Here is a 14075-nt window from a genome sequence, read left to right on the forward strand (position 1 = left end):
GGGGCCGGCTGCCCGGCCGGGCCCACGCGGGAGGTGTGGGCCCGGCCAGGCGGCGAGGTCACTGCACGACGTCGTCCACCGAGGGCGACTCGTTGCGGGACAGGTTGATGCCGAGGTTCGCGGCGGCGCGTTCGAGGTCCTCGTCGTCGGAGTCGCGCATCTCGATCGCCGCACCGTCGGAGGAAAGGACCTCCACGTTGAGGCAGAGCGACTGCAGCTCCTTCAACAGCACCTTGAACGACTCGGGGATACCCGGGTCCGGGATGTTCTCGCCCTTGACGATGGCCTCGTACACCTTCACGCGGCCGACCACGTCGTCCGACTTGATCGTCAACAGCTCCTGCAGCGTGTAAGCCGCGCCGTAGGCCTGCATCGCCCAGCACTCCATCTCACCGAAGCGCTGGCCACCGAACTGCGCCTTACCACCCAGCGGCTGCTGGGTGATCATCGAGTACGGGCCGGTGGAGCGGGCGTGGATCTTGTCGTCGACCAGGTGGTGCAGCTTGAGGATGTACATGTAGCCGACCGCCACCGGGTACGGGAACGGCTCGCCGGAACGACCGTCCAGCAGCACCGCCTTGCCGTCCGGCTGGACCAGGCGCTCGCCGTCACGGTTCGGCTTGGTCGAGGCCAGCAGACCGGTGAGCTCCTCCTCCTTCGCACCGTCGAACACCGGGGTGGCGGTGTTCGTGCCGGGGTCGACGTCGTAGAGCTCTTCGGGGAGGTTGGCCGCCCACTCGGGCGAGCCCTCCACCTTCCAGCCCTGCGACGCGAGCCAGCCGAGGTGCAGCTCGAGGATCTGGCCGATGTTCATCCGTCGCGGCACACCGTGGGTGTTCAGCACGATGTCGACCGGCTGCCCGTCCTCCATGAACGGCATGTCCTCGGCGGGCAGGATCTTGCCGATGACGCCCTTGTTGCCGTGACGGCCGGCGAGCTTGTCACCCGGCTGGATCTTCCGCTTCTGGGCCACGTACACGCGGACCAGCTCGTTGACGCCCGGGGGCAGCTCGTCGTCGTCCTCGCGGGAGAACACCCGGATGCCGATGACCTTGCCGGTCTCGCCGTGCGGCACCTTCAGCGAGGTGTCGCGGACTTCGCGGGCCTTCTCGCCGAAGATCGCGCGGAGCAGGCGCTCCTCCGGGGTCAGCTCCGTCTCGCCCTTGGGCGTGACCTTGCCGACCAGGATGTCGCCGTCACGGACCTCGGCGCCGATGCGGATGATGCCGCGCTCGTCGAGGTCGGCCAGCACCTCTTCGGAGACGTTCGGGATGTCCCTGGTGATCTCCTCGGCACCGAGCTTGGTGTCCCGCGCGTCGATCTCGTGCTCCTCGATGTGGATCGAGGTGAGCACGTCGTCCTGCACGAGACGCTCGGAGAGGATGATCGCGTCCTCGTAGTTGTGGCCCTCCCACGGCATGACCGCGACGAGCAGGTTCTTGCCCAGCGCCATCTCGCCGTTCTCGGTGGACGGCCCGTCCGCGATCACCTGACCCGCTTCGACCCGGTCGCCCTCGTTCACGATCGGCCGGTGGTTGAAGCAGGTGCCGTGGTTGGTGCGGCGGAACTTGTACAGTCCGTAGCTCTTCCGCGTGCCGTCGTCGTGCATGATCGTGACCAGGTCGGCGGAGAGCTCCTCCACCACACCGGCCTGCTCGGCGACCAGCACGTCACCGGCGTCGACCGCGGCGCGCAGCTCCACACCGGTGCCGACCAGCGGCGACTGGTTGCGCAGCAGCGGCACCGCCTGGCGCTGCATGTTGGCGCCCATCAGCGCGCGGTTCGCGTCGTCGTGCTCGAGGAACGGGATCATCGCCGTGGCGACCGACACCATCTGGCGCGGCGACACGTCCATGTAGTCCACGTCCATCGGGTCGATCAGCTCGACCTCGCCGCCCTTCCGGCGGACCAGCACGCGGTCCTCGGCGAAGTGGCCGTCGTCCGTCAGCGGCGCGTTGGCCTGCGCCTTGACGAAGCGGTCCTCCTCGTCCGCGGTGAGGTAGTCGACCTGGTCGGTGACCCGGCCCTCGACGACCTTCCGGTACGGCGTCTCGATGAAGCCGAACGGGTTGACCCGCGCGTAGGAGCAGAGCGAGCCGATCAGGCCGATGTTCGGGCCTTCCGGCGTCTCGATCGGGCACATCCGGCCGTAGTGCGACGGGTGGACGTCGCGGACCTCCATGCCGGCGCGCTCACGGGACAGACCACCGGGGCCCAGCGCCGAGAGGCGGCGCTTGTGGGTCAGACCGGACAGCGGGTTGTTCTGGTCCATGAACTGCGACAGCTGCGAAGTCCCGAAGAACTCCTTGATCGCGGCCACGACGGGGCGGATGTTGATCAGGGTCTGCGGCGTGATCGCCTCGACGTCCTGTGTGGTCATCCGCTCCTTGACCACGCGCTCCATCCGGGACAGGCCGACCCGGATCTGGTTCTGGATCAGCTCGCCGACGGTGCGCAGGCGGCGGTTGCCGAAGTGGTCGATGTCGTCGACCTCGACCGGGATGAGGTTGTCCTCCGGGCCCATCTTCTCCTCGCCGGCGTGCAGCCGGACCAGGTACTCGATGGTGGTGACGATGTCTTCCTCGGTCAGCGTGCCGGTCTCGTACGGCAGGTCGAGGCCGAGCTTCTTGTTGACCTTGTAGCGGCCCACCTTGGCGAGGTCGTAGCGCTTGTCCTTGAAGAACAGGTTCTCCAGGAGGGTCTGCGCGCTCTCCTTCGTCGGCGGCTCACCCGGGCGCAGCTTGCGGTAGATGTCCAGCAGCGCCTCGTCGGTGCCGGCGGTGTGGTCCTTCTCGAGCGTGGCCAGCAGGGTCTCCGAGAAGGAGAAGCGCTCGCGGATCTGCTCGGTGGTCCAGCCCAGCGCCTTCAGCAGCACGGTGACCGGCTGGCGGCGCTTGCGGTCGATGCGCACACCGACGGTGTCGCGCTTGTCCACGTCGAACTCGAGCCACGCGCCGCGGCTCGGGATGATCTTGACGCTGAAGACGTCCTTGTCGGTCGTCTTGTCGATCGCCTGGTCGAAGTAGACGCCGGGGGAACGGACCAGCTGGGACACCACGACACGCTCGGTGCCGTTGATGATGAAGGTGCCCTTGTCGGTCATCACGGGGAAGTCACCCATGAAGACCGTCTGGCTCTTGATCTCGCCGGTGTTGTTGTTCACGAACTCCGCGGTGACGAACAGCGGGGCCGCGTACGTCATGTCCTTGTCCTTGCACTCCTCCACCGAGGCCTTGACCTCGTCGAAGCGCGGGTCCGAGAAGGACAGCGACATGGTGCCCTGAAAGTCTTCGATCGGGGAGATCTCGTTCAGGACCTCTTCGAGACCGCCGGTCGGGTTCTCTTCTCCTTCTTCGACGCGGCGCTCGAACCACTTCTCGTCACCGGTGAACCATTCGAAGGACCTGATCTGCACGTCCAGCAGATTCGGGGTGGTCAGCGGTTCGCGGATCTTCGCGAAGGAGACCCGCTTGGGGGCTCCGGGGATTCCCGTGGAGTTCGATTCAGCCGAGGTGGTCGCAGCAGTGGCCTGGTTCGCGGGAGAGACTGCCAAGATGCGTCCTTCCGGGGACAATGAGCGGTGAGCAGCCGCGTTAGCAACTACTAAAGCGACTGTCAAGGGTGCCGTGGTGCCCACTATCCTAACTGCCGTGCCCGGGCAGCCTGAAAGAGGGCAGCGCAAAGAAGCAGTCTAGCCCGAACGACGCGTTCTGTCGAGGGGGCGCTCCCGACGGGGCCCAGACCTCGATCACGACGTCTTCAGGTATGCCTCCAGCTTCGCCCTCCCGCAGGGCGTTGCCGTTGCCAGTAAGCGTGACCCTCCGGCGGCCCAGAGTCAAGATGCCACGCCCTCAAACCCGCCGGTTGGCGCAATGTGCGTGGACGGTGTACGGGCCGTAAGGCACCCCCGCTGAACAGGGCTTTTCGATGATCATCCCAGCTCGCACCGAGGGGGTGGGAGTGCTAAAGCGGCTGCGGTTCGGGCTGCAGGGGTGTGACGATCTGCTGTTGCAGCCACGAGCACTGCTTCTCCCAGAGGCGCTGGGAAGCCTCGTCCGGGCAGGGCATTCCGTCCACGGATTCGCCGAGCCGCCACGAGCGCAGCCAGGCTTCGATGGCCACCTTCACGTCCAGCGCGACGGTGCCCATGAGGTAGCGCTCGGGCCAGCCGCGCAGCACCACGACCCCACCCTCCGACGGCAGCAGCTCCAGCAGCTCGCCGAGCCGGTTCGCCACCGGGATCAGCATGTCCAGCTCCGGCGCCGCGGGCGTGTTCTCGCCGAGCCTGCGCGTCCACAGAACGGCGTCCAGACGCTTGTCCAGCACGCCCGGCGGACCGGCGTCGTACTCGGCCAGCCTGTCGAGCGCGAGCTTGCGCAGGCCGTTCACGTGCACCCGGAGCAGCCCGATGTGCCCCGGGTGGAAGACGCCGATCTTGTCCTCACCCCGGCTGTCCCAGCTCACCGCGCCGCGGTACGGGTCCCCCATCGATGCGAGCCGAAGCGGCTCAGCGGCTCGGGGACGCCGGCGGGGCGCTGGTCGTCGGCGCGGGCGAACCGCTCGCGGACGGGGTCGAGGTCGGGGTCTCGGCGCTGTAGGTGTTGAGGTTCGAGACCTTCCACTTGCCGTCCACGTACTGCATGTTCATGTACAGCTGGGCGCTGCCGCTGGAGGTCTGGTTCTGGTCGGTGCGGGTGGCCGTCTGGTCGACGAACACCATCACCCTCGCCAGATCGCCCTCCAGCCGGACCACCGCGCTGCGGCTGGCCTTCACCGTGACGACGATCTTCTGCTGCGGCGCGAGCCGCTCGACCTCGCCCATCAGGCTGTCGTACTTCGCCTTGACCTCGTCGTTGAGCAGCAGGTCCTTCGCCGCGTTCTGGGTCTTGGCGATGTTGTTGAAGTCGTAGGAGAACAGCGTCTCGGCGGCGTTGGTGGCCGCCTGGTTCACCTGCGAGGTGCGGGCTACGTCCAGCAGCGCGGTGTTCGAGGTGGCCGCGTCGAGCTGGTTGCCCTCGATCTTGAACCACACCGCGAACCCGGCGAGCACGAGCGCGGCGCCGAACAGCGCGCCGGCGAGTACGAACCGGCTGCGCGGGCTGCGCTCGCGCTTTTCGGGCTCCGCCACTGAAAGCTCGGGATCCGGCTCCGCGACGGCGGCTTCGGCCTCGTAGAAGTCGTCCGGCTTCGGCGCACCGGTGTCACGGCTCTTCGGCCGAGGGCTCGGGCGGGTCAGTTCCTCGACGGTGTCCTCGGAGACCTCGGGGGCCTCGACGGCCTCGGCCGGGGTTTCTTCGACGGTGGTTTCCGAGGCGGCCGCGGTGTCTTCGACCTCGGGCGCGGACGGGGACTCGACGACGTCGGCCGGGGCTTCCTGGTCCGGCTTCGGACGCGGGCTCGGCGACGGACGGCGCAGCCCGGCGACCTTCGGCCGGCGGCCCGGCTGCTGAGGCCGGCGGGGAGAGCTGGATGGCAAGACGAAACTCCCTTTGCTACGACGCGCGCTTACTGCCCGCTGCTCACGAGCGGGACGGACCCGATCGAGGAGACCTTCCAGTCCGCTCCGACCCGGGTCATCTGGACCTCCAGCCGCAACGGCTTCACCACCGGCTGCTGACCCTCCTTGGTCACCAGCGTGCTGATCGCCGCCAGGAAGCTGGCCTTGCCCTGGTGGTCGTCGAGCTCCTCGACCCCGATGTCCTGCACCGTGGTGGTGACCTTCGTCTTCGCGTCGGTCATCGCCTGGCGGTAGGTCTGCTCGGAGTTCTTCAGCTGGGTCTGCAGATCGGCGGTGGAGACGTCGATCTGCTTCTGGAAGTAGGCGTCCGGATTGGTGTAGTCCAATTCGGTGTAGGCCTTCACGGCGACGGTGCCCTGTTGGACCACCGCGTCGCGCGCCTGAGCCAGCGCGAGGTTGTCGTCCCCGGATGCGGACCACCACTGGATCCCGAAGATCGCCGCCACGATCAGCGCGGCGAGCGCCAGCGTGGCCGTGCCGAGCACCAGGTACCGGCTGTTGTCCCGCTTGGGGCCACCCTGTTCCTCAGCGACGTCGGCGTCGGCGTCGGCCGCCGCGGCGTCGTCGGCGGTGCCGGCCTCACCGACAGCGTCGGTTTCGTCGGCCGCGTGCGCCCCGGTGACGGTCTCTTCGCCGTCACGCCCGGGCTCTCCGCCCGGCGTGGGCTCCTCGGCCGGTTTCTCCGAGGCCTCGTCCGAACTCATAACACTCCAGAGTAGAGAGACAGTGTTTCGTCTCCGTCAGCCGGGCAGGCCCAGCAACGAAGTAAGGCTGTTGATCGACACCGCGGGCGAACCCGCGACGCCAGGAGTGCCCGCGGCCATCTCCGCCAGCTCCTGCTGGGGCCGGTCCGCGCTGCTGTTCAGCTGCTCCTGGCTCGGCTCCACCGGCACGCCGTTGTACGGCGCGTTCTGCGCGCCGCGGACGTCGATCGGACTGCCCGTCGGCTCGGCGCAGTAGGCGTTGGTGTCCGGCTCCCGCGCGGAGGTGTCCGTGCCGGTGCGGTACTGGTCCGAGCTCATGTAGCCCTTGGTGCAGGCCGGCGGGTTGAACAGGTTGAGCACCAGCCCGAGGTGCGCGGTGCCGTCGCCGGGCACGACGCTGCGCGCGCCAGAAGCCAGCACCGGGTAGCTCACCATCACCTGCGAGATGTTGTTCTGCCGCGTCACCAGCAGGTTCGACGTGGTGAGCAGGTTGGCGACCAGCTCGCCGAGCCCCGGCCCGGTGTCGGTGATCAACTGGTTGAGCACCGACGAAGCCTGCGGGGTGACCTCGATCAGTCTCCGCAGGTCGCCGTCCGAGTTCTTCAGCGTCGCGGACAGCGAGTTCAGGTTCTTGCTGAACTCGGACAGGTTCGACGCCTCGGCGTTCTGCGTGTCCAGCACCTTGCCGCCTTCGTCGAGCAGCTGCACGGTCTGGGGCAGGTTGTCCTGCGCGGACTTGGTGAAGTCCCGCACGGTGTCCATCAGCACCTGGAGATCGGTCCCGGTGCCGTTGAAGGCGTTGTACGACTCGTCGACGACGGTGCGCAGCGCGTCGGTGGGCACCGACTGCGCCAGCCCGTCGAGATCGCTGACGACCTGCTCGGTGGAGATCGGGGTCTTCGCCTTGTCGGCGCCGATCACCGAACCCGCCTTCAGGTACGGCCCGCTGTCGCTCGCGGGCCGCAGGTCCACGAACTGTTCCCCGACCGCCGAACGGTCCGCGATCACGGCCTGCAGATCGGCGGGGACGTTCGGGGCCTTCGGGTCGATGTTCAGCTCGGCTTCGAGGCCCTGCGCGGTCAGCCGCAGCTGCCCGACCTTGCCGATGTTGTAGCCGCGGTAGGTCACCTCGGCCCCGGTGAAGATGCCGCCCGACTGGGTCAGCTCCAGCTTCACCGTGTAGCCCTCCTGCCCGAAAACCTGACCGAGGCCGGCGAACCGGATCAGCGCGTACACGATCGCGACCACGGAGATCACCAGGAACGCGAGCAGCTGGATCTTCGTCCTGCGCACCAGCATCAGGCACCTCCCGCCAAGAGTCCGAAGATGCCGGCGGCGCCGGTCTGCTGTTGCTGCGACTGCCCGGTGCCGGTCGTGCTCGGCGAGCTCTGCCCCGAGTTCAGCGGCAGCGGCGGTGTGGTGTTCGAGTCGTTCGACGACGTGCCACCGGACAGGCCCGCGAGGCTGTCGGGCAGGGCACCCGCGAGCGGGTTGTCCCGGCTGCGGCCGAAGTTGTCCAGGATGTCCTTCAGGTTCAGGTCGATGTTCGCGTAGAGGTTGAAGTAGTCGCCCTTCGCGCCCTGCAGCGCGGAGTCGGTGAAGGGGTACGTCAGCAACAACTCCAGCGACTTGGGCAGATCCGAGCCCGCCTCACCCAGCTTCTGCAGCGTGGGCTGCAACGCGCGCAGATCGGCGACCAGGTCCTCCTGGCTCTTGTTGATCGTGTCGACGGTGACCCCCGACAGGTTCTGCAGTGCCTGCAGCATCCGGACGAACTGACCGCGCTGCTGTTCCAGCACCGCCAGTCCGGGGCCGAGGTTGTCGATGGCTCCGGCGAGCTGGTCCTTCTGGTTGTTCAGCGTGCTGGACAACCGGTTCAGCCCGTCAAGGGCGCGCGTGATGTCCGCGGACTGGGCGTCCAAAGTGGACACCAGCTGGTTCGCGCTGTCCAGCAGGTTGCGGATGTCGGGCTCGCGGCCGGAGGTGGCGTTGTTGAGCTCCTTGGTGATCGTGTTGATCTGGTCGACGCCGCCGCCGTTGAGGAGCATGGACAGCGCGCCGAGCACCTCCTCCACGTCCACGCTGCGGTTCGTCCGCGCGAGCGGGATCTCCGCGTTGTTCGCCAGCGAGCCCTGCGCGAGGTCCTGTCCCGGCGAAGCGAGCTCGACGTACTTCTCGCCCAGCAGACTCGACTGGCGGATGTTCGCCAGCGCGTTCGCCGGCAGCTTCACGTCACCGTTGATCTCCATGGTGACCTCGGCGTGCCAGCCGTCCGGGGTGAGCCCGATCGACTCGACCCTGCCGACCGCGACCTCGTTGACCTTCACCCCGGACTTCGGCACCAGGTCGAGCACGTCCTGGAACTGCGCCTTGACCGTGTACGGGTGGTCGCCGAGGTCGGCACCGCCGGGCAGCGGAACCGAGTAGATACCGCCGAAACCACAGCTGCTGAGCGTCAGCGCGGCCGCGACACCGACAGCGGCGATGGCGAGCTTCTTCACTGCGACGCCCCCGTCCCGTAGAGGTCGACGAGCGGCAGTGGCAGCGGCGGCGCCTGGCCGTTCTGCAGCGCGTTCACCGTCTGCGCCACCGAAGGCAACTTCACCGCCCCGTCGACGATCCCGGCGACGGAGTCGCACAGGTTGCCGACCTCGCCGAGCTTCCCCGCCTGTTTCAGCAGGGAGCAGACCAGCACGATCGGCGGCTGGGTCAGCTCGTTGATGTTCGCCCGCGCGTCCAGCGTGCCCGAGGAACCGTTGTAGGCGTTGACGACGTTGCTGAGCCCGACGGGCGCGACGTCCAGGATCTCGGCCAGCGCGCTGCGCTGGTCCACCAGCACCTTGGTGACGCTCGCTAGCTTGTCCACATTGGACCGGAGCTTGTCGTGGTGCGAGTTGATGAAGTCCTGCACCATGGTGAGCGTGGTGCCCAGCTGCTGCACCGTCGCGGCGAGGTTCTGCTTCTCGCCGTCGAGGTAGCCGCTGACGTCGGCCAGCTGCGACTCGAACTGGCGGACCTGGCTGTCGCTCTGCGCCAGCGTGGTGGAGAACTGCGCCAGGTTCTGGATGGTGGCGAACAGGTCGTCCTTGTTGCCGGACAACGTGGTCGAGAGCTGGCTCAGCTTGGTGATCGTGTCGTGCAGCGACTGCCCGTTGCCGTCCATGTTCTTCGCCAGCGTGGTCAGCAGGTCCGACAGCGAGCCGTTCGCGTTCACCCCGTTCGGGCCGAGCGACTGGCTGATCTTGTCCAGGCTGGAGTACAGGTCGTCGACCTCGGTGGGCACCGCGGTGCGCGAGACCGGGATGGAGGCGCCGTCGTCGATCACCTTGCCGCCGGTGTACGCCGGGGCGAACTGCACGTACCGGTCGGAAACCAGTGACGGCGCGACGATCGCGGCCTGCACGTCGGCCGGCAGCGCCACCGACTTGTCGTACTCCATCTCGACGCGGACCTGGTTGCCCATCGGCTGCACGTTGGTGACCGTGCCCATCTCGACGCCGAGCACGCGCACGCTGTTGCCGACGTACAACCCGATCGCGCTCGGGAAGTACGCGGTGACGGTCTTCTTGTTGGCGTCCTTGAGGACCCACCAAAGCCCGCCGGCGACGAGGAGGCCGAGCACGCAGGCGACGGCGATGCCGCGGGCGAGTGACTGACCGAAGCGGGTGCTGGTCATTTCTGGTTACACCCCTCTTCGTTCAGCGGGCCTACCGAGGGCAGGACCAGACCGCAGATGTAGTTGTCGAACCAGTGCCCGTTGCCGACGGTGTTGGTGAACACCCGGATGTAGGGCGCGAACTTCGCGATCCCCTGTGCCAGCGCGTCCTGGTTGTTCTGCAGCATCGTGGTGAGCTGGTCCAGCGAGTTCAGCACCGGGCCCAGCTGCGCGTCGTTGTCGTTGACCAGCCCCTGCAGCTGCTGGGAAAGCGTTTGCGCCCCGGTCAGCAGGGTCGAGATCGCCTGCTCCCGCTGGGTGATCTCGTCGAGCAGTTTGTTGCCGTCGGCGAGGATCTGGGTCAGCTCCTGGTCGCGGTCGGCCAGTGTCTGGCTGACCTGCTTGGTGTTGGCCAGCAGCTGGGAAAGCTGGCCGTCGCGTTTGGCGATCGTGTCGGACAGCTGCTGCAGACCGGACAGCGCGCCCTTCACCTCGGTCGGCGTGCCCGACAGCGTCTGCGACAGGGTGTCGAAACTCTGCGCCAGCTGCTGGGTGTTGACCTGGTCCACGGTGTTCGACAGGTCCCGGAACGCGTCGAGCACGTCGTACGGCGCCAGCGTGCGTTCCTTCGGGATCGTCGTGCCCGGGTTGAGCGTCTTGGTGCCGACCGGGTCCAGCGCCAGGTACTTCTGCCCGAGCAGCGTCTTGATCTTGATCGCCGCGCTGGTCTGGTCGCCGAGCCAGGCGTCCTTGACCTTGAACGACACCTTCACCTGCGCGCCGTCCAGCTCGACGTCGGTCACCTTGCCGACCTTGACCCCGGCGACCCGGACCTCGTCGTCGGACTTGAGCCCGGCGGCCTCGGTGAAGTCGGCGGAGTACGTGGTGCCGGCACCGATGATCGGCAGGTCGTCGGCGTTCAGCGCGACGACGAGCCCGAGCACCATCAGCACCAGGCCGACGACGGCGATGGGCACGGGGTTGCGGGACTGGAAGCTTTTCACGATCCGCACCGATCCCTCGTCACCGGCGCGATCGGCAGGTTCACCGGCTCGTTGATCAACGGCGGGAGCGCGATGCTGCCGTTGGCCGAGCACAGGAAGAAGTTGAACCAAGAGCCGTAGTCCGCCGTACCGGTCAGCGTCGTCACCTTCTGCGGCAGGTACTGGATGAAGTGCTCCACGATCGACTGGTTGTCGTTGAGGTTGTTGCTCAGCACGCCCAGCGCCGCGATGTCGTTCTTCAGCGGATCGCGAACCTGTTGCAGCAGACCGGAAGTGGTGTCGGCGAGCCCGCCGAGCGCGTCGATCGCGTCACCGATCGGCTTGCGGTCGGCGGCCAGCCCGGACACGAGCTGCTGCAGGTTCGTGATCAGGGTGTTCAGCTGCGGGGTGTGCGCGTTGACGGTGTCCAGGACGCTGTTGAGGTTGTCGATCACCTCGCCGATGACCTGGTCCTTCTGCGCGATCGTGCTCGTCAGCGACGCGGTGTGCGAGAGCAGGCTGTCGATCGTGCCGCCTTCGCCTTGCAGCACCTGGATGATCTCGTAGGACAGCTTGTTCACGTCGTCCGGGTTCAGCGCGGTGAACAGCGGTTTGAACCCGTTGAACAGCTCGTCGAGATCGAGCGCCGGGGTGGTGTGGTCGAGCGGGATCGTCGCGCCCGGCTTGAGCGGCGCGGTGCTCCCGTCCGTGCCCTGGGTCAGCGCGAGGTAGCGCTGGCCGACCAGGTTCCGGTACTTGATCGTCGCCTGCACGTTGGACGGCAGCGTGCGGCCGGTGTCGACCTCGAAGTCGATCTGCGCCTGCCGCCTGTCGACGATCTTGACGTCCTTGACCTGGCCCACCTTCACCCCGGCGATGCGCACGTCGTCGCCTGCCAGCACCAGCGTCGCGTCGGTGAACCGGGCGCTGTAGGTGTTGGTGCTGCTGGTGTTGATGTTCGCGATGCTGATCCCGAGTATCGCGGTGAACAGCACGGTCACCACGATGAACACGATCAGCTTGATCAGCGGTGCGGCGATGCCCCTCATTTCACGGTCACCTCCGCCCCGCGGTACAGCGGCCCGACGAGCAGCCCGCTCCAGCCCGGCATCTGGCTCGGGTCCACCCCGATCTGCGGGCCGACCAGCTGCGCGAGGAAGTCCGTCTCGGCGGCCGAGTTCACCGGGTCACCCGCGGTGGTGCCGCTGCCGTTGTAGCCGCCGGCGTCCGCCGAGGTGTTCGCCGGGACGAGCCCGTCGCTGACCGAACGGGAGCCGGGGCCCGGCTTGCTGCCGTCCTGGATCGGGCCGTCCGGCGGGTACTGCGGGAACGGGTCCGGGTAGTCCTTGATGTTGTAGCAGCGCGGGCCGCGATCGTCCGCGAAGCGCGGCTCGTCCTGGCCCGCCTTGTAGGCGCCGCGGCTGTCGACGATCTCGATCGTCGCGTGCAGGCCGGGCTGGCTGGTGCCCTTGCCCATCGCCTGGTCGATCAACGGCACCAGCTGGGACATCTGGCCGAGGAAGCACGGGTACTCCGGGGAGTACCTGGCGAGCAGCTCGGCGGTGGGCCGGGCGCTCTCGGACAGGCTGATCAGGTTGCTCGCGTTGGCCTTCAGGAAGGATTCCAGGGTCTGCGACGTGGTGGTCACGTTGGCGTACAAGGACTGCAGGTTCTGCTGTTCGTCCACAATGGTCTTACTGGTGGTGGACAGGTTGTCCAGGGTCTGCACCAGGTCCGGCGCGGAGCCTGCGAGGTTGTCGGAGAACTTCGCCAGCGACTTCAGGTTGTGCTGCAGCTCGTCCAGGTGCGGGTTGAGCCCGTCGAGGTAGTTGCCGAGCTCGGACAGCGTCTGGCCCAGCTCGTCGCCGCGGCCCTGCAGCGCGGTCGAAATCGCGGTGAGCGTGGTGGACAGCTTCTGCGGCTGCACCGCCTGCAGCACCGGCAGCAGGTCGTCCAGCGCCTTCGACAGCTGGACGGCGGAGGACGAGCGGTCCTCCGGGATCACGTCGCCGTTCTGCAGCGTGCCCGCCGACGGGTTCGGCGGGATCTCCAGTGAGACGTAACGCTCGCCGAACAACGTCTTCGGCAGGAACCGCGCGGAAACGTTGCTGGGAATGAGTTTCGCCGACTCCGGGTCCAGCGCCAGCGTGAGCTCCGCACCGTCCGAAGTGGCCGAAATGGACTTCACGGACCCCACGATCAGCCCGCGCACCTTCACGTCGGACTGCTCGAGCAGCTGGTTGCCGATGTCGGAGGCTTCCAGCTTCACGTCGACGAACGACGTGAACGCCCGGTTGTACATCGCAATGCTCAGCGTGACCCCGCCGACGAGGATCGCGATGAGCAACAGGCCCAGCAGCCTGCGTCGCAACGTCCTCATCCCGCGATCCTCACCGTCGTGGTGGTGCCCCAGATGGCGAACCCGATGAAGAAGTTGATGATCGCCACCGTCACGATGCTCAGCCGGACCGCGCGGCCCACGGCCACGCCGACGCCGGCCGGGCCACCGGAAGCACGGTAGCCGAAGTAGCAGTGCGTCAGGATGATCACGACGCTGAATATCAGGACTTTGATGAATGAATAGAAAACGTCCTGCGGGGGCAGGAACAGATCGAAGTAATGGTCATAGGTCCCGGCCGACTGGCCGTAGATATAGATGACCACCAGTCGTGAGGCCAAATAGGACGAAAGCAGCCCGATGATGTAGAGCGGGATGACCGCGACGAACCCGGCGATGATCCGTGTGGTCACCAGGTACGGCAGGCTCGGCACGCCCATCACCTCGAGCGCGTCGATCTCCTCGGAGATCCGCATCGCGCCCAGCTGCGCGGTGAACCCGGCGCCGACCGTCGCGGACAACGCGAGCCCGGCGACCAGCGGCGCGATCTCACGGGTGTTGAAGAAGGCCGTGAGGAAACCGGTGAACGCCGAGGTGCCGATGGAGTTCAGCGCCGAATAGCCCTGCAGGCCCACCAGCACACCGGTGAACAGGGTCAGCCCGACCATCACGCCGACCGTGCCGCCGATCACCGCCAGCGAGCCGGAACCGAAGCTCACCTCGGCCAGCAGCCGCAGCACTTCCTTGGTGTAGCGCCGGATCGTGCGCGGGGTCCACGCCAGCGCCCTGGCGTAGAACGACATCTGGTCCCCGAAGTTGTCGAGAACTTCGAGAGGCCGGTTCGCGATGCGTTTCGCACTCTGGCCGAACGTCATGA

11 protein-coding genes are annotated in these 14075 nt (G+C 67.2%); all 11 read right to left on the reverse strand.

From position 1 onward, the window contains the following. Positions 1-58: 58 nt before the first annotated feature. The 11 genes from rpoB to FPZ12_RS10500 all read right to left on the reverse strand — a co-directional run bounded on the left by rpoB (position 59) and on the right by FPZ12_RS10500 (position 14073). On the reverse strand, positions 59-3553 hold the full coding sequence (gene rpoB / locus FPZ12_RS10450; RefSeq protein WP_144747617.1) for a DNA-directed RNA polymerase subunit beta: 3495 nt from the start codon (positions 3551-3553) through the stop codon (positions 59-61). 410 nt (positions 3554-3963) lie between these two features. Next, positions 3964-4488: a hypothetical protein gene (locus FPZ12_RS10455; protein ID WP_144747616.1), complete on the reverse strand. Its 525-nt coding sequence runs from the start codon at positions 4486-4488 to the stop codon at positions 3964-3966. A 19-nt stretch (positions 4489-4507) separates the two neighbouring features. Beyond that, positions 4508-5476 (reverse strand): hypothetical protein, encoded by a 969-nt coding sequence (locus tag FPZ12_RS10460; RefSeq protein WP_144747615.1) that lies wholly within the window; start codon positions 5474-5476, stop codon positions 4508-4510. Positions 5477-5505: 29 nt separating this feature from the next. Then, positions 5506-6222: a hypothetical protein gene (locus tag FPZ12_RS10465; RefSeq protein WP_481726101.1), complete on the reverse strand. Its 717-nt coding sequence runs from the start codon at positions 6220-6222 to the stop codon at positions 5506-5508. Positions 6223-6258: 36 nt separating this feature from the next. Next, positions 6259-7521 carry an MlaD family protein gene (locus tag FPZ12_RS10470; protein ID WP_144747614.1) on the reverse strand — a complete coding sequence of 421 codons (1263 nt, stop codon included), beginning with the start codon at positions 7519-7521 and terminating at the stop codon, positions 6259-6261. Next, a complete protein-coding gene (locus tag FPZ12_RS10475; RefSeq protein WP_144747613.1) occupies positions 7521-8723 on the reverse strand; it encodes an MCE family protein in 1203 nt (400 codons plus the stop codon). The genes FPZ12_RS10470 and FPZ12_RS10475 overlap by 1 nt, the downstream gene beginning before the upstream one ends. Continuing rightward, positions 8720-9898, reverse strand: a complete 1179-nt coding sequence (locus FPZ12_RS10480) for an MCE family protein (RefSeq protein WP_144747612.1) — start codon at positions 9896-9898, stop codon at positions 8720-8722. The genes FPZ12_RS10475 and FPZ12_RS10480 overlap by 4 nt, the downstream gene beginning before the upstream one ends. Next, positions 9895-10881 carry an MCE family protein gene (locus FPZ12_RS10485; protein WP_144747684.1) on the reverse strand — a complete coding sequence of 329 codons (987 nt, stop codon included), beginning with the start codon at positions 10879-10881 and terminating at the stop codon, positions 9895-9897. The genes FPZ12_RS10480 and FPZ12_RS10485 overlap by 4 nt, the downstream gene beginning before the upstream one ends. Then, complete coding sequence (locus FPZ12_RS10490) at positions 10878-11909, reverse strand: MCE family protein (RefSeq protein ID WP_144747611.1); 1032 nt, start codon at positions 11907-11909, stop codon at positions 10878-10880. Before FPZ12_RS10490 ends, FPZ12_RS10485 begins: the two co-directional genes overlap by 4 nt. Then, positions 11906-13240, reverse strand: a complete 1335-nt coding sequence (locus tag FPZ12_RS10495) for an MCE family protein (RefSeq protein ID WP_144747610.1) — start codon at positions 13238-13240, stop codon at positions 11906-11908. Before FPZ12_RS10495 ends, FPZ12_RS10490 begins: the two co-directional genes overlap by 4 nt. Beyond that, a complete protein-coding gene (locus FPZ12_RS10500) occupies positions 13237-14073 on the reverse strand; it encodes an MlaE family ABC transporter permease (RefSeq protein ID WP_144747609.1) in 837 nt (278 codons plus the stop codon). The genes FPZ12_RS10495 and FPZ12_RS10500 overlap by 4 nt, the downstream gene beginning before the upstream one ends. Positions 14074-14075: the final 2 nt, after the last annotated feature.

The organism is Amycolatopsis acidicola (assembly GCF_007713735.2).
Taxonomy (GTDB): Bacteria; Actinomycetota; Actinomycetes; order Mycobacteriales; family Pseudonocardiaceae; genus Amycolatopsis_E; species Amycolatopsis_E acidicola.